The sequence below is a fragment of the uncultured Aquimarina sp. genome (genome assembly GCF_947492965.1).
Taxonomy (GTDB): Bacteria; Bacteroidota; Bacteroidia; order Flavobacteriales; family Flavobacteriaceae; genus Aquimarina.
In genome coordinates this window covers 117,349-137,284 of sequence record NZ_CANLOZ010000005.1, presented here as the reverse complement: position 1 = coordinate 137,284, position 19,936 = coordinate 117,349, and the positions used below count along the sequence as shown (strand labels likewise).

General features: G+C 32.3%; 19 protein-coding genes. 7 read left to right on the top strand and 12 right to left on the bottom strand.

Going from position 1 to position 19,936, the window contains the following annotated elements; all coding sequences use genetic code 11:
• Positions 1 to 74: 74 nt before the first annotated feature.
• On the top strand, positions 75 to 1,133 hold the full coding sequence (locus Q1B37_RS14180) for an oxidoreductase (protein WP_299899505.1): 1,059 nt from the start codon (positions 75 to 77) through the stop codon (positions 1,131 to 1,133).
• 59 nt (positions 1,134 to 1,192) lie between these two features.
• Here Q1B37_RS14180 and Q1B37_RS14175 read toward each other — a convergent pair whose 3' ends face one another.
• From Q1B37_RS14175 to Q1B37_RS14135, 9 genes are all read right to left on the bottom strand, one after another.
• On the bottom strand, positions 1,193 to 1,639 hold the full coding sequence (locus Q1B37_RS14175; protein WP_299899504.1) for a sensor of ECF-type sigma factor: 447 nt from the start codon (positions 1,637 to 1,639) through the stop codon (positions 1,193 to 1,195).
• Between the two features lie 95 nt (positions 1,640 to 1,734).
• Positions 1,735 to 2,382 (bottom strand): hypothetical protein, encoded by a 648-nt coding sequence (locus tag Q1B37_RS14170; protein ID WP_299899502.1) that lies wholly within the window; start codon positions 2,380 to 2,382, stop codon positions 1,735 to 1,737.
• A 31-nt stretch (positions 2,383 to 2,413) separates the two neighbouring features.
• Positions 2,414 to 2,953 (bottom strand): RNA polymerase sigma factor, encoded by a 540-nt coding sequence (locus Q1B37_RS14165; RefSeq protein WP_299608097.1) that lies wholly within the window; start codon positions 2,951 to 2,953, stop codon positions 2,414 to 2,416.
• A 974-nt stretch (positions 2,954 to 3,927) separates the two neighbouring features.
• Positions 3,928 to 5,757, bottom strand: coding sequence for an ABC transporter ATP-binding protein (locus tag Q1B37_RS14160; RefSeq protein WP_299899500.1), 1,830 nt, complete (start codon positions 5,755 to 5,757; stop codon positions 3,928 to 3,930).
• 29 nt (positions 5,758 to 5,786) lie between these two features.
• Positions 5,787 to 7,517 carry a phospho-sugar mutase gene (locus Q1B37_RS14155; protein ID WP_299899499.1) on the bottom strand — a complete coding sequence of 577 codons (1,731 nt, stop codon included), beginning with the start codon at positions 7,515 to 7,517 and terminating at the stop codon, positions 5,787 to 5,789.
• 157 nt (positions 7,518 to 7,674) lie between these two features.
• Positions 7,675 to 8,622 carry a glycosyltransferase family 2 protein gene (locus tag Q1B37_RS14150; protein WP_299899497.1) on the bottom strand — a complete coding sequence of 316 codons (948 nt, stop codon included), beginning with the start codon at positions 8,620 to 8,622 and terminating at the stop codon, positions 7,675 to 7,677.
• Entirely contained in the window at positions 8,623 to 9,132 is a 510-nt protein-coding gene (locus Q1B37_RS14145; RefSeq protein WP_299899495.1) for a DUF4199 domain-containing protein, read from the bottom strand.
• 213 nt (positions 9,133 to 9,345) lie between these two features.
• Entirely contained in the window at positions 9,346 to 9,873 is a 528-nt protein-coding gene (locus tag Q1B37_RS14140; protein ID WP_299899493.1) for a DUF4199 domain-containing protein, read from the bottom strand.
• 140 nt (positions 9,874 to 10,013) lie between these two features.
• The gene (locus Q1B37_RS14135; RefSeq protein WP_299899490.1) at positions 10,014 to 10,544 is read right to left on the bottom strand and encodes a DUF4199 domain-containing protein; all 531 of its coding nucleotides are present in this window, start codon (positions 10,542 to 10,544) and stop codon (positions 10,014 to 10,016) included.
• 233 nt (positions 10,545 to 10,777) lie between these two features.
• Between Q1B37_RS14135 and Q1B37_RS14130 the strand changes: the two genes are divergently transcribed.
• The 3 genes from Q1B37_RS14130 to Q1B37_RS14120 all read left to right on the top strand — a co-directional run bounded on the left by Q1B37_RS14130 (position 10,778) and on the right by Q1B37_RS14120 (position 13,121).
• The gene (locus Q1B37_RS14130; RefSeq protein ID WP_299899488.1) at positions 10,778 to 11,254 is read left to right on the top strand and encodes a hypothetical protein; all 477 of its coding nucleotides are present in this window, start codon (positions 10,778 to 10,780) and stop codon (positions 11,252 to 11,254) included.
• A 101-nt stretch (positions 11,255 to 11,355) separates the two neighbouring features.
• Positions 11,356 to 11,607, top strand: a complete 252-nt coding sequence (locus Q1B37_RS14125) for a type B 50S ribosomal protein L31 (RefSeq protein ID WP_219008121.1) — start codon at positions 11,356 to 11,358, stop codon at positions 11,605 to 11,607.
• 335 nt (positions 11,608 to 11,942) lie between these two features.
• A complete protein-coding gene (locus tag Q1B37_RS14120; RefSeq protein WP_299899486.1) occupies positions 11,943 to 13,121 on the top strand; it encodes a GlmU family protein in 1,179 nt (392 codons plus the stop codon).
• A gap of 97 nt (positions 13,122 to 13,218) precedes the next feature.
• On the opposite strand, the gene Q1B37_RS14115 is transcribed toward Q1B37_RS14120, so the two are convergent.
• Positions 13,219 to 14,286: a hypothetical protein gene (locus Q1B37_RS14115; protein WP_299899484.1), complete on the bottom strand. Its 1,068-nt coding sequence runs from the start codon at positions 14,284 to 14,286 to the stop codon at positions 13,219 to 13,221.
• A gap of 203 nt (positions 14,287 to 14,489) precedes the next feature.
• Positions 14,490 to 16,010 carry an ABC transporter substrate-binding protein gene (locus Q1B37_RS14110; protein ID WP_299899482.1) on the bottom strand — a complete coding sequence of 507 codons (1,521 nt, stop codon included), beginning with the start codon at positions 16,008 to 16,010 and terminating at the stop codon, positions 14,490 to 14,492.
• A 241-nt stretch (positions 16,011 to 16,251) separates the two neighbouring features.
• Between Q1B37_RS14110 and mtaB the strand changes: the two genes are divergently transcribed.
• Positions 16,252 to 17,562, top strand: coding sequence for a tRNA (N(6)-L-threonylcarbamoyladenosine(37)-C(2))-methylthiotransferase MtaB (gene mtaB, locus Q1B37_RS14105; protein WP_299899480.1), 1,311 nt, complete (start codon positions 16,252 to 16,254; stop codon positions 17,560 to 17,562).
• 80 nt (positions 17,563 to 17,642) lie between these two features.
• Here the strand turns inward: mtaB and Q1B37_RS14100 are convergent, their stop codons facing one another.
• Positions 17,643 to 17,945 carry an N-acetyltransferase gene (locus tag Q1B37_RS14100; RefSeq protein ID WP_299608094.1) on the bottom strand — a complete coding sequence of 101 codons (303 nt, stop codon included), beginning with the start codon at positions 17,943 to 17,945 and terminating at the stop codon, positions 17,643 to 17,645.
• A gap of 282 nt (positions 17,946 to 18,227) precedes the next feature.
• Between Q1B37_RS14100 and Q1B37_RS14095 the strand changes: the two genes are divergently transcribed.
• Positions 18,228 to 18,887, top strand: coding sequence for an alpha/beta hydrolase (locus Q1B37_RS14095; RefSeq protein ID WP_299607581.1), 660 nt, complete (start codon positions 18,228 to 18,230; stop codon positions 18,885 to 18,887).
• Positions 18,888 to 18,959: 72 nt separating this feature from the next.
• Positions 18,960 to 19,907 carry a lytic transglycosylase domain-containing protein gene (locus Q1B37_RS14090; protein WP_299607579.1) on the top strand — a complete coding sequence of 316 codons (948 nt, stop codon included), beginning with the start codon at positions 18,960 to 18,962 and terminating at the stop codon, positions 19,905 to 19,907.
• Positions 19,908 to 19,936: the final 29 nt, after the last annotated feature.

Below are 19,936 nucleotides of genomic sequence, written 5' to 3'. Positions count from 1 at the left end.
CTTTATTTTTTTAAGGGATGCAAAGGTAACTCTTTGCTTTAGAATAGTATTATATTTGATCAAAAATATTGGGTATGAGATTTTTACTGTTGATATCAGTTATATTCCTTTTTATAAGCTGTAAACCTAAAGAACCTGAAGTGGTTGCTCACAATTTTTCTATGGTTGTAGTCACACCTTTTTATACAGATTCTGTTAGTATTCGGGCAGTAACAATTTCAAATGATGAGGTTTTCTTTGCTGGTAGTAATAGTATGTATGGAATATTTCAAATAGAAGAAAACTTTGATATAAAAAATAAAAAAGTGAGTACGTTAGAATTTGAAGGGAAAAAGATTCAATTCAGAGCAGTTGCAAGTACGAATACTCATTATTTTTTGCTCAGTATTGCTTCTCCAGCACTTCTGTACAAAATGAATAAAGTAACTGGCGAAACGAAACTAGTTTACAAAGAAGAACATGAAAAAGTTTTTTATGATGCTATTGCCTTTTGGAATGATAAAGAAGGTATCGCGATGGGCGATCCCACCGAAGATTGCTTGTCTATAATTATTACTAGAGATGGAGGAGAAAACTGGACTAAAACTCCGTGTAATCAATTGCCCGAAGTGGTAAAAGGGGAAGCGGCCTTTGCGGCAAGTAATGGAAATATTAGTATCGTTGGTGATAAGGTATGGATTGTCTCTGGAGGAATGGCTTCTAGGGTTTTTTATTCTAGTGATAAAGGAAATACTTGGAATGTATACGATACTCCTATGATACAGGGAAAAGAAACAACAGGAGCGTATTCTATGGATTTTTATAATGAAACCACAGGTATTATTTTTGGAGGAGACTATACAAAACCAGAAGAGAACTCACAAAATAAAGCTATTACAAATGATGGAGGTATAAGCTGGAAACTTATTGCAGATGGAGTAGGAGCAGGGTATAAAAGTTGTATAAGGTATATTCCTAATAGTGGTGGTAAAGAAATGGTAGCTGTTGGTTTTACTGGAATTTCAATTTCTAATGATGCTGGAAATACTTGGAAAGAAGTGAGTAAAGAAGGTTTTTATACCATTCGTTTTATAAATGATAGTATCGCTATTGCTGCAGGTAAAAATAGAATAGCAAAAGTATCTTTTAAATAAAAAAGGTAAATGAAATAAAGTTTCCATTTACCTATTCGTATATGTTATTGTAAAATCACTTACTGATTTGCTCTTCTTCTATCTCGTAATTGTTTTAAAAGTCGTTTGTTAAAATCCATTTCAGCTTTTACCAGTTTTAGAATCTTTTTATTTGGGATTACATTACTTAGATTTTTAATTAACTGCTTACGTGCTAAGAATTTTTTCTCTTCGGTAGATACATAATTAGTCAAAAAATCTTCAGCTTCTTGTTCACTGATATTTTCTAGGCCATTAGCTTCTTTTATGGCGCGTATGGATTTACGTTCGTTTCTCTTTAGATTTTCCATAGCTTCTTCGTGCTCATTATAGATGGGCCAAAATTGCTGAGCTTCTTTAGTACTTAAATCTAACTGTTCTGTAATGTATGCGATTTTTAACGCTTTTACTTTTCCTCTTGGTCCTCTTTGACCAAATGAGAAATTAACGATAAAAATAACTACGCATAATAGTAATATCTTTTTCATGTTTTAATATCTTGTTTTAGAGATTACATGGAACCAACCGTTCATCTCCTTTTCGTATGCCTACATATTTTTTATAGTTCGTTTCATACGTTCTCTTATTCTATGTATATCATATCGTCTGATAATTCTTCATCAGAAAGATAAGATTCTAATTCTTGTTCACTAATTTCCTCATCAATGAAAGTATCAGTTAAACTAATTTCTTCATCTAATAATTCCGCTATTTCTGAGTCACTAAACTCTGCGTTACCCTCATCAAAATACTGTTGGATGTCTGCAATTGCAACACTCCCAAAAACATCTTCAGTTTTTTTATCTGAAGGAAGTACCACCGAAAATAAAATTGCAATCATAGCCGCTATACTTGTTACATATACTATATTCTTGCGAGATACCAATGATATTACCTTTGGCTTTTTGTTAGTGGCAGCAACAGTCTTTTCTAAAATATTCTTTTCTAATGTTTCAAAATAGTTATCAGGAGTAGTGAAACTATTTTTCGAAATTAGATCAAGAGAAGGAGAATCTTCTTTATGTATTGCAAGTTTATCCAATAACTGTTCTTCTAAATCGTTCAAATAATTTTCTGGAGTAGTAAAGCCTGATTTTAGATCATCTGAAAGCATTGAAGACTCTTCCTTATCCTTAGAAATTTTATCAAAAAGCTTCTCTTCAAAAGTATCGAAATAGTCTTTTGGGATTTTAAATCCTTCTTTGTAGTTATGTAGATTATTCTTTTTCACTATATATAAGACGATGTAAAAGTAAAAAGGTTTAATTTGTTTTTAAGAATTCTTCTATTTTTTTAGAAGCTAAATGGTAAGAGGCTTTTAATGCTCCTTCGCTGGTTTCTAAAATATCCGACATTTCTTTGTATTTCAATTCCTGAAAATATTTCATGTTAAACACCTGCTGTTGTTTCTGAGGCAATTGTGCAATTGCTTTTTGCAACTTAAGCTGTATAGCATTGCCTTCAAAATAGACATCTGCTTCTAAGTTTTGAATCAGTTGCTGTTGTAACTCTTCATTACTGATATTATATTTTTTTGCTTTCTGATTTAAAAACGTAATGGATTCATTCGTAGCAATACGATACATCCAGGAGTATAATTTACTTTCTCCTTTAAACTTACTAATATTTTTATACACCTTAATGAATACATTCTGAAGAACGTCATCAGTATCATCATGACTTTTTACCATATTTCGGATATGCCAATATAGCCGTTCTTTATATAAAGAAACGAGTTTTGCAAAAGCCTGATTGATATCTTTATCAGTTTGTAGTGCTGTTAGTAGGTTTTCTTCTTCTATATTATTCAAAAGCAAATTATAGTTTAAACGGTTAGTGTTAGTATACGTTAATTTACTCTTAGACTAAGTTACACAAAAAAGGTTTAATGTATATTTAAAACATTAATTTGTAGGAAATTGTAGGAATATGGTTATTTGTAATAGGTAAAATACGTTAAAATTCGATAAAAAACATTTTTTGTTTGGAAATTAAAAAATAACTCTTATCTTTGTAATGTAATTATGAGTTAAAGTTTTCATTTCCCCCAAAATGAAAAAGTTTTTTAAAAGTTGAGTTTTTATTTTATAAAATGCCCCCTAGATTAAAGATGATTTGTTTCGAAAAAGAGTGCTATAAAGCACTCTTTTTTGTTTTATTGATGTTTGTTTAAATTTACGCATCAATCTAATGATTATTAAAAAGTAAGAAAAATACTACTTTTTTGTATATTTTTTATTTCTAACAAAGATTAAAAGCTTTTTTTTTAGATAAAATACATTTAAAATTTGTTTAAGTAAAAAATAGTAGTATCTTTACAGTGTAATTAAGAGTTAGTACTTTCATTAAACCCCAAGATGAAAGTTTTTAATAAAAGTGAGTTTTAATTTTAGATTAAGCCCCTAAATTAAGATGATTTGTGTGAAGAAAAAGAGCGTGGAGACGCTCTTTTTTATTTTTATATAATTGAGATTCATGTATGTGTTGTTTTGTATTATTGAAAGAAAAATACTACAAAATGATATGTTTAAGTATATATAAATGTTAAAATGCATTTTTTTTAGATAAAATACACAAAAAAGTTTGTGTATTCGAATTTGAGTTGTATCTTTACAAAGTGAAAATGAGTTAGTGCTTTCATTTCCCCCAAAGTGAGAGTTTTTATAAAAGTGAGTTTTAATTTTAGATTAAGCCCCTAAATTAAGATGATTTGTGTGAAGAAAAAGAGCGTGGAGACGCTCTTTTTTATTTTTATGTAATTGATAATCAGTTTTTTTTAACTATCGAAAGATTGCATGGTTACCAATTTTTGGTAAGCTCCGTTTTTAGCAATTAGCTCCTCGTGGGTACCTTGCTCGACAATTTTTCCTTTTTGCATTACAACGATTAAATCTGAATTTTGTATTGTAGAAAGCCTGTGCGCAATTACAATACTCGTTCGGTTCTTCATCATATTTTCTAATGCGGATTGTACTAATCGTTCACTTTCTGTATCTAAAGCAGAGGTAGCTTCATCTAAGATCATGATAGGAGGGTTTTTTAATACAGCTCTGGCTATTGATAATCGCTGCTTTTGTCCTCCGCTTAATTTATTACCACTATCTCCAATATTAGTATCAATACCTTTCGGTAAATCTTTTACAAATTCCCAAGCATTTGCAATCTTTAACGCTTCTAATATATCTTCATCAGAGGCATTTTCATCCCCAATAAGCAAATTGTTCTTTATAGTATCGTTAAAAAGAATAGAATCTTGAGTAACTAACCCCATCAATCCTCTTAAGGATTTTTTACTTAGATCTCGGATGTCAATTCCATCAATTTGTATTGTTCCTTTATTTACATCATAAAATCTGGTAACTAAATTTGCAATGGTAGATTTTCCACTTCCAGATTGTCCTACTAATGCTACAGATTTACCTTTTGGTACTTTTAGCGTAAAATCATTCAATACATATTCATCTTCATATTTAAAGGAAATGTTATCGATATGGATATCAGTGGTGAAATCATCTTTTTCTTTTGCTGTAGGTTTGTCCTGAAGCGGAGAAGTAGTGTTTAGAATTTCTAATACACGTTCCGCAGCAGCATTTCCTCTTTTTACGCCATAACTTGCTTTAGAAATAGCTTTAGCAGGTGTGAGTATATTATATGCAAGACCCATATATACCAAGAATGCACTGGCTTCTAGGGTTTTGTCAATAAACACCATACGACCACCATACCATAATAATATTGCAATTACACAAATCCCTAAAAACTCACTGGTAGGAGAGGCTAGATTTTGTCTGTTCAATAGCGTATTTGAAAATTTATAGAACCTAGATGTGGACTCCTGAAACTTATTACCAAAAATACTTTCAGCATTAAAACCTTTAATTACTTTTAGTCCTCCTAAGGTTTCTTCTATGATAGAAAGGAAGTTACCTTGTTCGGTTTGTACTTTATCTGAATGCTTTTTTAGAGATTTTCCAATTTTTGAAATTAAAAATCCTGATACAGGAATAAAAATAAAAACAAAAATGGTGAGTTGTACACTGATTCCAAACATTACTATAATCGTAAAGATGATCATTAACGGTTCTCTAACAATCAATTCTAAAATAGAAAGAAATGAATGTTGTATTTCTAGAACATCTGTGGAAATACGGGCAATCACATCTCCTTTGCGTTTTTCAGAAAAATATCCAATAGGAAGATCTGTCACCTTATTATAAAGCTTATCTCTCATATCTCTAAGAACTCCGTTTCTTAGAAATGTAATAAAAAACATGGCTAAATAATTGAAGATATTTTTGATAAAGAACATAGAAATTACCAGTCCTACCATAACGGTAAGTACATATATTTCTCCGTGTTCTTCGGTTTTTAGCGTTACAAAGTAATTTAGATAATCCTCTAGATAAGATTTTACTTCCGTAAAACCTTTGTAAACTGGTTCTGTTTTTACCGGCTCCGTTTCTCCTAATAATACACTTAACATCGGAATTAACGAAATGAATGATAGTGTACCGAAAAGGGCATAGAAAATATTACATATAATATTTAGAATCCCATAAGATTTATAAGGCTTCGCAAAGCGAAGAATTTGTTTAAAGTAATCCATTCAATGTTTAGAGACGGTAAAAACCGTCGTTAATTTATTTGTAAATCTTTTTTGATGGTTGCGATTTTAGTATTCAGTTTTTGTTCCACAGTATCAAAAGCTGACAAATCGTCAAGCGTTTCTTGTACACTCATATAGAACTTAATCTTAGGTTCGGTACCACTTGGTCTTGCAGCTATCTTACTTCCAGCTTCTGTATAAAAAATTAATACATTGGATTTTGGAATGTCGATTGCTTTTTCTGTTCTATCCAATACATTGGTTGCAATGCTCGTTTGGTAATCTTCGATAAGAACGATTTTCTCATTGTTTACATGAGTAGGAGGATTGTTTCTAAGATCAATCATGGTCTGCTTAATCTCTTCAGCTCCTTTAATTCCTTTTTTAACCAGTGAAACCAGATTTTCTTTATAAAAACCATGCTCCACGTATAGATTTAACAATTCTTCATAGAAAGAACTACCATTTGCTTTTGTGTATGCTACAATTTCACAAGCTAATAGAGTAGAGGTAACTGCGTCTTTATCGCGTACAAAATCTCCAACCATATACCCAAAACTCTCTTCTCCTCCACCAATAAAATGCTTTTCAGGAAAATCTTTGATCAATTTTGCAATCCATTTAAATCCTGTAAGTACTTCCATATATGATACATCGTAGGCTTCAGCAAGATTTTTCATCATAGGTGTAGATACAATAGTAGAGGCTATAAATTCATTTCCTTTTAGCAATCCTTTTTCTTTATAATGCTTTAATAAAAACCAAGTCATTACAATCATGGTTTGATTTCCATTGAGCAATTGCAATTCTCCAGCAGTATTTCTAACAGCAATCCCTAAACGATCACAATCAGGATCTGTACCGATAACAATGTCTGCGTCTACTTTATTTGCTAACTCCATGGCCATCGCTAATGCCTCTGGTTCTTCGGGATTCGGAGATTTTACTGTCGGAAAATTTCCATCAGGCACCTCTTGTTCTTTTACGATATGTACATTTTTATATCCAGCTTTTTTCAAGGTATCCGGAACAGCAGTAATAGATGTGCCATGCAAAGAAGTAAACACAATCGTGGTATTGTCTTTTGCCTCCTGATCAGCAGCAAAACTTCCATTTTTCACACTGTTTTCTATAAAAGGAATATCGATTTCTGTATCGATCTTTTGAATAAGATCTGAATTTGTGTCAAACTGAATATCTGCATAATTCAGAGAATTGATTTCTGCAATGATTTCACCATCTTGTGGTGGTACCAACTGACCTCCATCTTGCCAATATACTTTATATCCATTATACTCTGGTGGATTGTGGCTAGCTGTTAATACGATGCCACAATTACATCCCAATTCCTTTACGGCATACGAAAGTTCTGGAGTAGGTCGTAAGCTAGAGAAAAGATATACTTTAATGCCATTAGCAGAGAATACATTGGCAACCACTTCTGCAAGGGTATCACTATTATTACGGCAATCATAAGCAATTACTGTTTTAATTTCTTCACCAGCAAATACTTTTTTTAGGTAATTGCTTAATCCTTGTGTGCTTTTTCCTAACGTATATTTATTAATGCGATTGGTTCCCACACCCATCACACCACGCATACCACCGGTTCCAAATTCCAGATCTTTATAAAAGCTTTCTTTTAATGCTTCTGCATCTTGCTTTTGTAAGTTGGTGATTTCTTCTTGAGTTTGTTGGTCAAAAACTGGTGATAACCACTCTTCAATTCTGGTTTGTAGTGAGGTGTCTGATATTTGCATGTTTCTAGGTTTTAGTAACAAAAATACTATTTAATTTTCGTTTGTGGGGTACTTAGAAAAGGTCGTATTTGGTTAAACTTTGGTTATATATTAGTATATTAAAAAATCCTCAATTTGTCACCTGTAATTTTAATGATACCAGTATTTTCATACGGTTCTAAAGGTGAATTTTTTCGGAAATATGATATCGTTCTTTGGTTCTTTTGCTGGTAAGCATTATCTCTCCCAGAAAACCAGCTAAGAAAAACTGAGTTCCAAGAATCATAGCTGTTAGGGCGATATAAAATTCTGGTCGTTGCGCAATAAGTCTTCCTTTTTTTGCAATAAATAATTTGTCGATCCCTAAGTATAATGAAAAACAGAAACCAATGATGAATAATATGGTTCCTATGAGTCCAAAGAAATGCATCGGTCTTTTGCCAAAGCGCGACATAAACCAGATCGTTATGAGATCTAAGAATCCATTGACAAAACGATTCATCCCGAATTTCGTTTTACCATATTTTCTGGCTTGGTGTAGGACTACTTTTTCACCAATTTTATTAAAACCAGCATTCTTTGCTAATACAGGAATATAACGATGCATTTCGCCATGAACATCAACATGTTTTACAACATCTTTTTTGTAGGCTTTTAGTCCACAGTTAAAATCGTGTAGTTTTAATCCTGATGTTTTTCTGGCAGCAGCATTAAAAAGTTTAGAAGGCAGATTTTTAGCAATGACAGAATCGTAACGTTTCTTTTTCCAACCAGAGATTAGATCGTATCCGTCTTTGCTAATTAAATCATATAGTTCTGGGATTTCCTCAGGATTGTCTTGTAAATCTGCATCCATGGTGATGACTACTTCTCCATTCGCGGCTTCAAAACCTGCATGAAGCGCCTGAGATTTTCCGTAATTTCGTAAAAATTGTATTCCTTTTACATTGGGATCTTCCTGTGATAAGGTTTGTATCGTATTCCAGGAACCATCGGTACTACCATCATCGATAAATAAAATCTCGTAGGAATAGGAATGTGTGCGCATCACTTTTACAATCCACTGATATAGTTCTGTAAGAGATTCTTGTTCGTTTAATAAAGGTATTACTACAGAAATATCCATTTACTTTGATGCTTCTTTTGTTTTGTAAACTGATCCAGCAATTAAAGAAATCACTGTTCCTAAAAATACAAACCAGATGGTATACATAATTACTCCAAAATAAGATTTACTAGGATCTTGATTGGCCAGATTCTGTTTTGTTTGCTCTAATTGATCGGGACTAAATTGCTCGGTAAATCGCAATGTCATATTTGTCTGAAAATCCGGATCTATATACATATCATATATATATGCCATTGTACAATACAATAGTCCAATCACTCCCATTATGATAATACCTGTTTTTAATGCGTCAACAATCGTTAATGGATTTTTGAGCTTTTTGTACTTTTTGATCACAAAAACAATAATATATATCTCTAATATAAACGCTAGTATAAAAGTAAGATAGTAGGCAATAGGAGAGAGTTCTAGTATTCTGAATAGATAATCTAAAGCAACTCTGGCAATTCCTGATATAATAGCTACACCAAAAATATATGAGAGAAAATTTTTCTGAGAAACCTCCATAAATCGTATTAAAATGATTTGGTTGACAAATATAGGTATTCCATCTTAAGAACATTGCATAAAAAAAGACTATCTAAAAAGTTGCTTTTCGGTGTCGAACTGAGCTTGTCGAAGTTTTAATATCTAGACTTTTAATTTGTCTTCGACAGGCTCAGACTGACAATACAAGCTTTTTAATACTTTTTAGACAGTCTTTATAAAGAATATTATTTTTTAGTAAAGAGGTTCTTTCTTTTTAACTGCAAGACAAGCTAATAATCCTACGATGATATAGATTAGGATTCCCCAGAACCAACCTTTTATTTGAGTTACTAAACCAAACTGGTTTTCTTCTTCCATCTTAGCCACTGCTTTTTCTATTTCAGCTTCTGGAGCTCCAAATTTTTCCATAAAACCAACTGAAGATTCTATGATTTGTTCGTTAATTGCTGTGGCAGCATCTGGATCTATTACCACATAAATTAAGATATTAACTACCATACTGATTAGTGTACCAATAGCTACCGTAATGAGGTAAGAGGTAAAAGCATCTTTAAAACTTATGTAGCCACCTAGTAATTTTCTACTTTTTACGGCAGATACAATACCAAAGACAATAATTAAGATAGCAATACCAATTCCTGCCATCCAATTGGTGTACATACCTTGGTAAGCAGTATAAGCAATAACGGTAATAAGTGCTAAGACTACGCCTAATATTGCACCAAGAGATATTGCATTAGATTTAACAGATTTTTCCATATGTATAAAATTTTTGGTTATTTAGATATAACACATAAGTACACAAATGTAGTAATTTGTTACATTTTTGATCAAAAAAGATCTGAGAGGATGGAAATAGTAAAGTTATGATTAGATAAAAACAAGCGTCTAGTCTGCGATTATTTAAAAGGATCTCTTTTCTTTTGAACGATCAAACCTCCAATTAATGAGAATAAAAAACCCATAAATAAATTTACTCCTATAGCAGCAACAATTTGAATAAGAGGTGAAGTGTATTTTTTCGTAATAGCTATTTTTCTATCAATATTTTCTTGAGTGAAATCAGTTGCATTTTCAGCAATAATTTTGATTTGTTTGTCTCCTAATTCTGTTATAATACCAGGATCAATTACTTTGATTAATATGAGTTTCCATAAAACAGCTATTAATCCCCCTAAAATAGCAACACCAATTCCAATTTTGAGTGCTTCCTTCAAATTGATAAAGTTATCATTAGATTTTTTAAAACTAATTATTGCTGTTATAATGCTAGAGATAGTAATCAAAGATAAAACTGATGCATGAAATAAATTTTGTTTTGCATAATCTCCTGTTAAGTATGTGTACAAACCAAAAAGTATAGTTAGTAAACCATAAATTAAGCCATATTTTAGGATATATTTTTTTATAGGAATACTCTTACTTTTCATTACGTTATTTTGGGTTATTGTACTGTTTTCTCCCTTCAAATATAGTAAAATGTTAGTAACAAGACAGTTATTTTCTACTTTTTAGCTTAATAATTAATAAAAAAAGACTATATTTACGTTGTAAAACTACGGGTAAACCATCATTTTTATTGTTTTTTACAAGTCAAACATAATAAAAGGTAAGATGCACTTTAGCCGTTTTTTTCGCTCTTTAACTCCCAAAATATTGTAATATGAAAACAAAATTACTTTATCTAACAAGCTGCATGCTTGTATTATTTACAGCTTGTTCTGTAGATGAACACCAAAATGAACTTGAAATCGAAGAAAATAAAACTAAGGTTGTAGAACTTTTCAAAAAATTTTCTAAGGATGTTGTGGGTTCTCCAGAGTATACAAAAATTATTAATCAAATAGATGTTAAAAATTCTGAAGAATTAACAGCCGAAGAACGGGAAAGATTAGAACAAGAGTTGTTAAGTCAGCAAAGTCCAGAATTTGTTATTTTATATAAATATGTTGTTGATTTGGAATTATCTCGAGAGGAACTTCGCACTATAGTGTTTGAATACTATTCTATTTCAAAAAGAAATGCATTAGAAGTTAAGAATGATGGAGATGGTTGTGCAGTGACAAGTGCTTTAGGAGATATGTTTATATGGCTTGCAGAGTTGGTTTGTGAAGTTAAGAGTGAGCAAGTTGATGGCTGATTTCATTAAGTGATAGATTTTTTGCTTAATTAATTTTATTTCATCTTGCTATTTTATAAAAAATACTTACATTTGCACCTCGAAAATGATAAGATATAACCATGAGAAAAGATATTCACCCAGAAAATTATAGACTAGTTGCCTTCAAGGACATGTCCAATGATGAGGTTTTTATTACTAAATCTACTGCGAATACTAAAGAAACACTTGAAGTAGATGGTGTTGAGTATCCGTTAGTGAAATTAGAAATTTCAAGAACTTCTCATCCTTTTTATACAGGTAAGTCTAAACTTATCGATACTGCAGGACGTATTGACAAGTTCAAAAACAAATATGCTAAATTCAAAAAGTAATTTAGTAAATACAACAAACAGAAAGCCTTTCGATAAAGAAAGGCTTTTTTGTTTTTATACGTTACCGTATTTTTGATTCCGAATTATGAAAGTGGGTGGCGGAAGATATTTTGAAACAATAAATGTCACACTGAGCCTGTCGGAGCAAATTGTAGGTTATATTTCCTTCGACAAACTCAGGATGACACGAAGTTATTGATAAAATATATCGGATTATGGACTCATTAAAATGTTTTTTTGATCTTCGACACTTGTTCGCCTATGAAGGAAGATTAGATGAACAAAACAAGTATCAATACAAAACCAATTAGAACAAACATATCATCTAAACAACTATGAACTATATTCTTTTTGATGGGGCTTCCAGAAATGCATTATTGCCTTTTACTTATACGCGTCCTGTGGCAGATATTAGAATCGGAGTTTTAACCATTCGCGAAAAATGGGAAAAATATCTAGGATATACTACTTCTACTGTTACTGAGGATTATCTAAGTGAAAAATATCCAATGGTAGAAGTCGAAGAAAATGTAATGATCAATGCTTCGTTTCTACCAACAAAAAATTTGGTAGTAATGATTCAGAACTTACAGTCAGAGCAAGCTATCTTTTATGAAGATGAACCTCTAGCTTTTTATACCAAAGAAGATCAGGAGGTGGATTTTGACACCTATGACGTGATTCAATATAGTTATGAGGTATTAACGGTAAAAAATACATGGGATATTTTTTCTAAGAATGAAGAGGCAATCAAAGAAGATTTTGCCTTACTTACAGAGGATAGAACCAGTGAGCCGATTCCAGATAGTGTTCAGGTAATTGCACCAGAGAACATATTTATCGAAGAAGGAGCAAAGCTAGCATTTGTTACTTTAAATGCTTCTAATGGTCCTATTTATATTGGTAAGGATGCAGAGATTATGGAAGGTAGCTTAATAAGAGGACCTTTTGCCTTATGTGATCATGGAACCATAAAAATGGGAGCTAAGATATATGGAGGTACCACAGTAGGGCCGTTTTCTAAAATAGGAGGAGAGGTAAGTAATTCTGTCATATTTGGATATTCTAATAAAGGGCATGATGGATTTATTGGAAATACAGTACTTGGAGAATGGTGTAATTTAGGAGCTGATACGAATACATCTAATCTTAAAAATAATTATGCTCCAGTACGATTGTGGAGTTATGAAACCGAAGGATTTGCAAAAACTGGATTGCAATTTTGTGGATTAATGATGGGAGATCATTCTAAATGTGGAATCAATACCATGTTTAATACCGGAACTGTAGTAGGAGTAAATGCTAATATTTTTGGGAGTGGTTTTCCACGTAATTTTGTGCCTAGTTATAGTTGGGGAGGAAGTAACGGCTTTTCTACCTACTTAACCAAAAAAGCTTTTGAAGTGGCAAAAGTAGTAATGGCAAGACGCAAAATAGATTTTACCGAGACAGATCAAAAAATCTTGGAGCATGTTTTTGAAGAAACAAAAACTTGGCGAAAGAGTTATGAGTAAAACCTTAGTAAGTTATAAAACGAAAAAGGGTAGTAAGTTTTCTTACTACCCTTTTTATATAAACTAAGATACACTTTTAAATAGTGCTATTTCTTTTTTATTGTCTAGTAAAGAAAGACTTTATAGCTTCTTCTCCAGGATCATTTACTGTAAATGTTGAGCTAGTAACTTCTTCTAAAGTAACGGAATAAGCGTCACCGTTTTCATATGTTGCAGGATCTCCATTTGTTGTTTCGTTAAAAATAACTAGCGTTAGGCTAGATTCTTCTTCATCATATGCCCAATATCCAGTGGCAGCATAATCATACTCTTGAGAGTCAAAATATGAAGCTTGGCAATTTTCTATAGTTGCTGAATAGTTATAGTCTCTGTAAGACTCATTAAATGTTTCGGATAGTGTTCCGTCTGCATTAAACGTGATTTTAGCTAAATTGATAGTGTAACAATACGCATCGTCTATGGTTAAACTAGCATCATTGTTACAGGTAACTGTGCTAGAATCACAAGTTTCTTCACCGACAATATCGGTGTCTGTTTCTCCTCCATAAGTAACTTCTTCTTTAGTAAGATTCCAAGTACCAACTAAATTTGGGTTTCCACCCCAAGCTTCAACTTCTACACATACTTCCACTGGTTCACTAATATTACCATCGGTATCATAAATACAAATTACATAACAGAATGTTCCTGCTGGAACACTATCATCAAAATCTACATCTATTTCAATATCTTGATCATTGGATTTTGCCTTGGCAATAGATTTGCTAAATAATCCTTTTTGTTTGTTATTAGTTTTATTAGGTCCTGTTATGTTCCAATATTCATCTGCCATCGTTCCATCCGGCGATTGTACCTGAATATAGGCTCCTGCATAATTCGCTGGAGCAGCGAAATTAATATCAAAACCATTTTTCTGAAAACCGGATTGTGTTGTTTCGCTTAAGCTAAAAGGAAGTGTTCCTGTTGGTGTTGGAGCATCTCCAGGAACTCTAGTACCATTAGTAATGATAATTCCGTCAGAAACATCATCAGGATTTAATGAGATTTCTTCAGTAGGGTCAGGAGTTACTGTTACGATTCCTGGTCCATTATTGGAGTCATCATCACTACAGGATACTGCGGCCAAAAACAAGGAAGCCATGGCAAATAGATAGGTTTTTTTCATTTGTTGTTTGTTTTAGATGTTAAGTGTCAGATAAAATTTACCAAAGAATAAAGAGGTTTTTAAAGCCTCTATTTCGATGGTTGATTTTAAAAGATTTGGGTTAGTTAAAATTAATCGATGCCGAATATAGGGAAAATTCACCGATAAAATACCGTTTTTATCGATAAAAAGTTAATTTTCTTACTTTGATGATTTTTTGAAATCTATTTTTCTTTCCAAACTCGTTTTAATACCAGGAAGTTTTGTGGATTATTGGTAAGTCCTTTTACATTTTTTTGAACAAATCGTGTAGCCTGATCATAATATAAAGGAACAATAGGAGCGTGGGCAATCACGATAGAATCCATTTTAATATATAGTTGTTCTCTTATTTTTGGATCTGTTACAGAAAAACTTTGCTCATATAATTGATCAAAAGTCTCATTTTTGAAGTGCGTATAATTAGGACCGTTTGGTGTAAAGTTTTTGCTATAGAAAGGAGATAAAAAGTTTTCGGCATCTGGATAATCTGCAATCCAACTAGCTCTAAACGTATCCAATTCACCACTCCATTTCTTTTTTCGAATGGTAGCAGGTGTCATAACATCTACAACAACAGTTAGTCCTACTTTCTCCATTTCTCGCTGGATAAACTCAAATAAGCTTTGGTAATTGTTATCTGTAGCAATCCTTATGGTAGGAGTTTTATTTCCGCTTATTCGTATGTATTCTTTAATCAATTTCTCTGCCTTTTCAGGATGATACGTATATCCTTTTTGTTGGTTGTATCCTGGTAATCCGTTTGGTATAAAACCGCTATTTGCAGGTGTTCCAACTCCGTTTTTGAGATAGGTGATCATTTTTTGTCTATCAAAACCATAATTAATGGCCTTTCTGATGAGTTCTGATTTTACTTCGTCATTTTCACCATCCAGATAAAATCCCAGATATTCAGAATTTAAATAAGGGCTTTTGGTAAATGTAATCTTATCCTTGAATTTTTCTCTTAACTTACCACTAGGTGTTAATAATTCATCTTTATAAGAAGCATCCAAACTATTTAGGAAATCAATCTTTCCTTTTGCAAATTGTAAAAATTCGGTTTGTTTGTCTGGTAAAAAAGTTACAGCGATAGCTTCAAGATAGGGTAGTTGTTTTCCAGTTGCGTCTTTTTCAAAATACAATTCGTTTTTACGAAGAACGAGTTTGATATTTTCTTCCCATAATTTGAATTTAAACGGACCAGTGCCAATAGGATTAGCTCTAAAATCACTTCCGTAAAATTCCACAATTTCCTTAGGTACTACAGAGCAGTAGCGCATGCTCATTAGTCCGAGAAATGCAGGAAACGGTTTCTTTAATTTAATCTGAAAGGTAGTATCGTTAATAGCTTTATATTTTTCGACATTTTTTAAAACCCAATTTCCTGGAGAAGCTACTTTTGGATCTATAAGACGATTGAAGCTATATTCAAAATCTTTGGCGACAACAATTCTGGTACTGTCTGTTGTTTTGAACTCTGGATGTTTATGAAATTTTACATCATTTCTTAAAAAGAAGGTGTATGTTAGGTTGTCATCACTAATATTCCAGTGTTTAGCAATATCAGGTTGTACGTGCAATGAGTCATCAAGTTGTACTAAGCTGTTAAATAGTTGATTTGTGGTCCAAATAATCGGAGGATTTCTGGCAAAAGCTGGATCTAAGGTTTGGATATTAGAATATTCGTTATAGCGAAATATCAAATGTTCTTTATTCTTATTGTTAGTCTCATTACAAGAAATACAAAGAAGGCAAAAGTAAACTGCTACAAAATAGTTAGTTAAAGAAGTTAATTGGTTGATTTTCAATTTTAGTAAACGAATTATTGTTGGTATCTTTGACGGCTTTTAATTAGGATACTAACAAAAGTTGGAATCATGGATTAAAAACCAGTGTAAATATAAATAGATTTCTTTCCCTGTGGAAATGACTTTATAAATGTTGATGAGAAAAAAAGTTGCTTTTTATACCTTAGGTTGTAAACTGAATTTTTCGGAAACCTCTACCATTGCCCGAAGTTTTACGGATGAAGGCTTTGATCGTGTAGATTTTTCCGAGAATGCAGATATTTATGTAATCAATACATGTTCTGTTACTGAAAATGCTGATAAAAGATTTAAAACCATTGTAAAGCAGGCACAAAAGTCTAATCCGGATGCTTTTGTGGCAGCAGTAGGTTGCTATGCGCAATTGAAGCCAGAGGAACTCGTAGCGGTTGATGGTGTTGATTTGGTATTGGGTGCCACAGAAAAATTTAAGATCACCGATTATATCAATGATTTATCGAAAAACGAGTTTGGAGAAATCCATTCTTGTGAGATAGAAGAAGCAGATTTTTATGTAGGAAGTTATTCGATAGGGGATCGAACCCGTGCTTTTTTAAAAGTGCAAGATGGGTGTGATTATAAATGTACCTATTGTACAATTCCTTTGGCTAGAGGAATCTCTAGAAGTGATACTTTAGAAAATGTGTTGAAGAATGCAAAGGAGATTTCAGGACAAGGAATCAAAGAGATTGTTCTTACTGGAGTAAATATTGGTGATTATGGAAAAGGGGAATTTGGAAACAAAAAACATGAGCATACCTTTTTTGAACTAGTTCAAGCCTTGGATAAAGTTGATGGTATAGAGCGTTTGCGAATTTCTTCAATAGAACCGAACTTGTTAAAAAATGAAACGATAGATTTTGTTTCTCAGTCGAGAACTTTTGTTCCTCATTTTCATATTCCTTTACAATCAGGAAGTGATGAGGTGTTAAAAATGATGCGACGCAGATATTTGAGTGATTTATATGTAGATCGCGTAAAAAAGATCAAAGAGGTTATGCCTCATGCGTGTATCGGAGTAGATGTTATTGTTGGTTTTCCGGGAGAAACAGATGATTATTTTTTAGATACCTATAACTTTTTGTCAGAATTAGATATATCTTATTTGCATGTTTTTACCTATTCTGAAAGGGAAAATACGGTGGCAGCTTCCTTGGATGGAGTAGTGCCGCAGAATATACGAAAAAAGAGAAGTAAGATGTTACGAGGGCTTTCTGTAAAGAAGAGAAGAGCTTTCTATGAGAGTCAGATAGGAACGGAGCGAACAGTCTTATTCGAATCTGAGAATAAAGAAGGATATATTCATGGTTTTACCGAGAATTATGTAAAAGTAAAAATGCCTTGGGATCCTTCTTATGTAAATACCTTGCGAAAGGTAAAATTGACGCATATTGATGATGATGGGATGGTACGTTTTGATTTACTATAAAAGCAATCTTACAATGATTCTATTAAAATAAAAAGCCTGCTGATAAGCAGGCTTTACTTTTTTTAATTTACTCGGTGCGACTATATATTAATGCCAACAGGAAGTAAATCTTTGTATTTTCTTCTATTCTTTCGCATAAACTTAGCGATGATAGGGCTCGTAGGAACAAGTCTAATATTACGCTCTTCGATAATATTAAAAACAGCTACTATAAAATCTTCTGAATATCCCTTTTCTATTTGCTCTTCGCTCATTACAAGCTTGGTAAGGAATATTTTTCTCTCTTGTTGAGCATACTCGATCTTTGATTTCTGACCTTCAATAGTAGTTTCGAATTGTCTTAGGAATTCATTGTCTACTATCTCTAATTCGACATCGCTCATGTTCTCCATATGTTTTAATTTACTATTTAAAAAATTAAAAGATTTTCGAAAGCTATAGCTGCTTTTTAGAAAATTAAAATAGCATAAAAACCATGTAAAAGTTGGATGAAATTTTGTTAATTTGTAACAAGCCTAACTAAGATTTGTTAGTCTATTTTTTTCCTTTTACAATAATTTAATACCCTGTTTACTTTTTTCTGATAAAGTATTACTATAGTTTTGAGCTGCAAAGATAAGAAAATTAGAACTTTAAACTGATAAATCACTGTTAAAATACCTAGTATGAAGGAAGTTACCCATGTTTATTTCGTTCCAGGCATGGCTGCAGATGTATCCATTTTTGAATTTATAAAATTACCTGAGGTATCTTATCAAACTCATACACTTCCTTGGAAGATTCCGGATAAAAATGAATCGATAGAAGCGTATGCCAAGCGAATGTGCGAAGAGATTGAGCATGAAAATTGTGTGCTAATAGGTGTTTCTTTTGGAGGGATTATGGTTCAGGAAATGAGTAAGTATTTGAAATTAAAGAAATTAATAATTATTTCGAGTGTTAAAAACAAGTACGAATTACCTAAACGAATGCATATTGTTCGCAAGACTAAGGCGTATAAATTAATGCCTACTTCTTTGGTTTCTAAAATTGATAATTGGGAAAAACTAGCTTTTGGAGACTTCGCCAAAAAAAGAGCAGCGATGTATCAAAAGTATTTATCTGTAAATGATAAAACGTATTTAGATTGGGCCATAGAAAAAATAGTATGCTGGGATCAGGAAGAATCTATTGATGGGATAGTTCACATCCATGGAGATAAAGATATTGTTTTTCCTATTTCGTATGTAGATAGCTGTATAACAGTTGAAAAAGGTACTCATGTCATGATTATTAACCGTGCAAGGTGGTTTAATAAGCATTTACCTGAAATTATTGAGAATTAATTGCCGATATTCCAATATTTTACATTATTTTGGAAACTTAGAAAGTATTTCCCCTATAAAACCTACTTAAACATGAAGATGATTAGAAAAATGCTGATTTTTTTAGGTGCGCTATTTACCTTTAGTATTTTGGTTAACGCCACCCAAGAAGAACCTCAAAAACCAATTGCGCAAGAACTTTTAGAAGAAAAGTTGATTAATGACTACAATGTCTATGCTGTACCTATGCCAGAGAATATCAATTTCGCTGGTGAGTTAGTTCCGGTTGAAAACCCTGATATTCGAGAGCGAATGGATAGAGAGCTATTAGTAAATACATACTGGCAATCTAACGGTTTGTTGCTTTTTAAAAGAGCTAATAAATATTTTCCGATTATAGAACCGATTCTAAAAGAAGAAGGAGTTCCTGATGATTTTAAATATCTTGCTGTAATCGAAAGTAGTTTAACACAAGCTGTTTCTCCAGCGAGAGCTACTGGTTTCTGGCAAATTCTAAAGACAACTGGAAAAGAATATGGTCTAGAAGTGAATAATAATGTAGACGAGCGTTATCATATAGAAAAATCTACAAGAGTTGCCTGTAAGTATTTAAAAAATGCAAAAGAGCGTTTTGGTAGCTGGACACTAGCTGCAGCTGCATATAATGCTGGTCCTGCTGGGATAAACAAGCAATTGCAGCGACAAAAAGCAACTTCATATTACGATCTTTTATTAGGACAAGAAACAGGAAGATATGTGTTTAGAATTGCTGCGGTAAAAGAAATCCTTAGCAATCCTAAGAAGTATGGATTTAATTTTAGTCAAAAAGACTTATATGAATATATTCCTACTTTTAATGTATTAGTGGATGAGCCTATAGCAGATTTTAACGAGTTCGCAGCAAAATATAATATCAATTATAAAATTTTAAAATTGCATAACCCTTGGTTACGCGAAACACACCTGAACAATGGAACAGGTAAGGAATATCTAATTAAAATTCCTAGAGAAGGATATTATAAAACAGGAATGGGACAATAAACTTCATTGCTTTTCCATAAAAATTACGT

Excerpts from the sequence above, each read along its gene's own strand:
- Q1B37_RS14125 (WP_219008121.1), top strand. The coding sequence starts at position 11,356 with ATGAGAAAAGATATTCACCCAGAAAATTATAGACTAGTTGCCTTCAAG.
- Q1B37_RS14180 (WP_299899505.1), top strand. The coding sequence starts at position 75 with ATGAGATTTTTACTGTTGATATCAGTTATATTCCTTTTTATAAGCTGT.
- Q1B37_RS14095 (WP_299607581.1), top strand. The coding sequence starts at position 18,228 with ATGAAGGAAGTTACCCATGTTTATTTCGTTCCAGGCATGGCTGCAGAT.
- Q1B37_RS14100 (WP_299608094.1), bottom strand. The coding sequence starts at position 17,945 with ATGAGCGATGTCGAATTAGAGATAGTAGACAATGAATTCCTAAGACAA.
- Q1B37_RS14155 (WP_299899499.1), bottom strand. The coding sequence starts at position 7,517 with ATGCAAATATCAGACACCTCACTACAAACCAGAATTGAAGAGTGGTTA.
- Q1B37_RS14140 (WP_299899493.1), bottom strand. The coding sequence starts at position 9,873 with ATGGAAAAATCTGTTAAATCTAATGCAATATCTCTTGGTGCAATATTA.
- Q1B37_RS14130 (WP_299899488.1), top strand. The coding sequence starts at position 10,778 with ATGAAAACAAAATTACTTTATCTAACAAGCTGCATGCTTGTATTATTT.
- Q1B37_RS14115 (WP_299899484.1), bottom strand. The coding sequence starts at position 14,286 with ATGAAAAAAACCTATCTATTTGCCATGGCTTCCTTGTTTTTGGCCGCA.
- Q1B37_RS14150 (WP_299899497.1), bottom strand. The coding sequence starts at position 8,622 with ATGGATATTTCTGTAGTAATACCTTTATTAAACGAACAAGAATCTCTT.
- Q1B37_RS14175 (WP_299899504.1), bottom strand. The coding sequence starts at position 1,639 with ATGAAAAAGATATTACTATTATGCGTAGTTATTTTTATCGTTAATTTC.
- Q1B37_RS14120 (WP_299899486.1), top strand. The coding sequence starts at position 11,943 with ATGAACTATATTCTTTTTGATGGGGCTTCCAGAAATGCATTATTGCCT.
- mtaB (WP_299899480.1), top strand. The coding sequence starts at position 16,252 with ATGAGAAAAAAAGTTGCTTTTTATACCTTAGGTTGTAAACTGAATTTT.
- Q1B37_RS14090 (WP_299607579.1), top strand. The coding sequence starts at position 18,960 with ATGAAGATGATTAGAAAAATGCTGATTTTTTTAGGTGCGCTATTTACC.
- Q1B37_RS14135 (WP_299899490.1), bottom strand. The coding sequence starts at position 10,544 with ATGAAAAGTAAGAGTATTCCTATAAAAAAATATATCCTAAAATATGGC.
- Q1B37_RS14160 (WP_299899500.1), bottom strand. The coding sequence starts at position 5,757 with ATGGATTACTTTAAACAAATTCTTCGCTTTGCGAAGCCTTATAAATCT.
- Q1B37_RS14145 (WP_299899495.1), bottom strand. The coding sequence starts at position 9,132 with ATGGAGGTTTCTCAGAAAAATTTTCTCTCATATATTTTTGGTGTAGCT.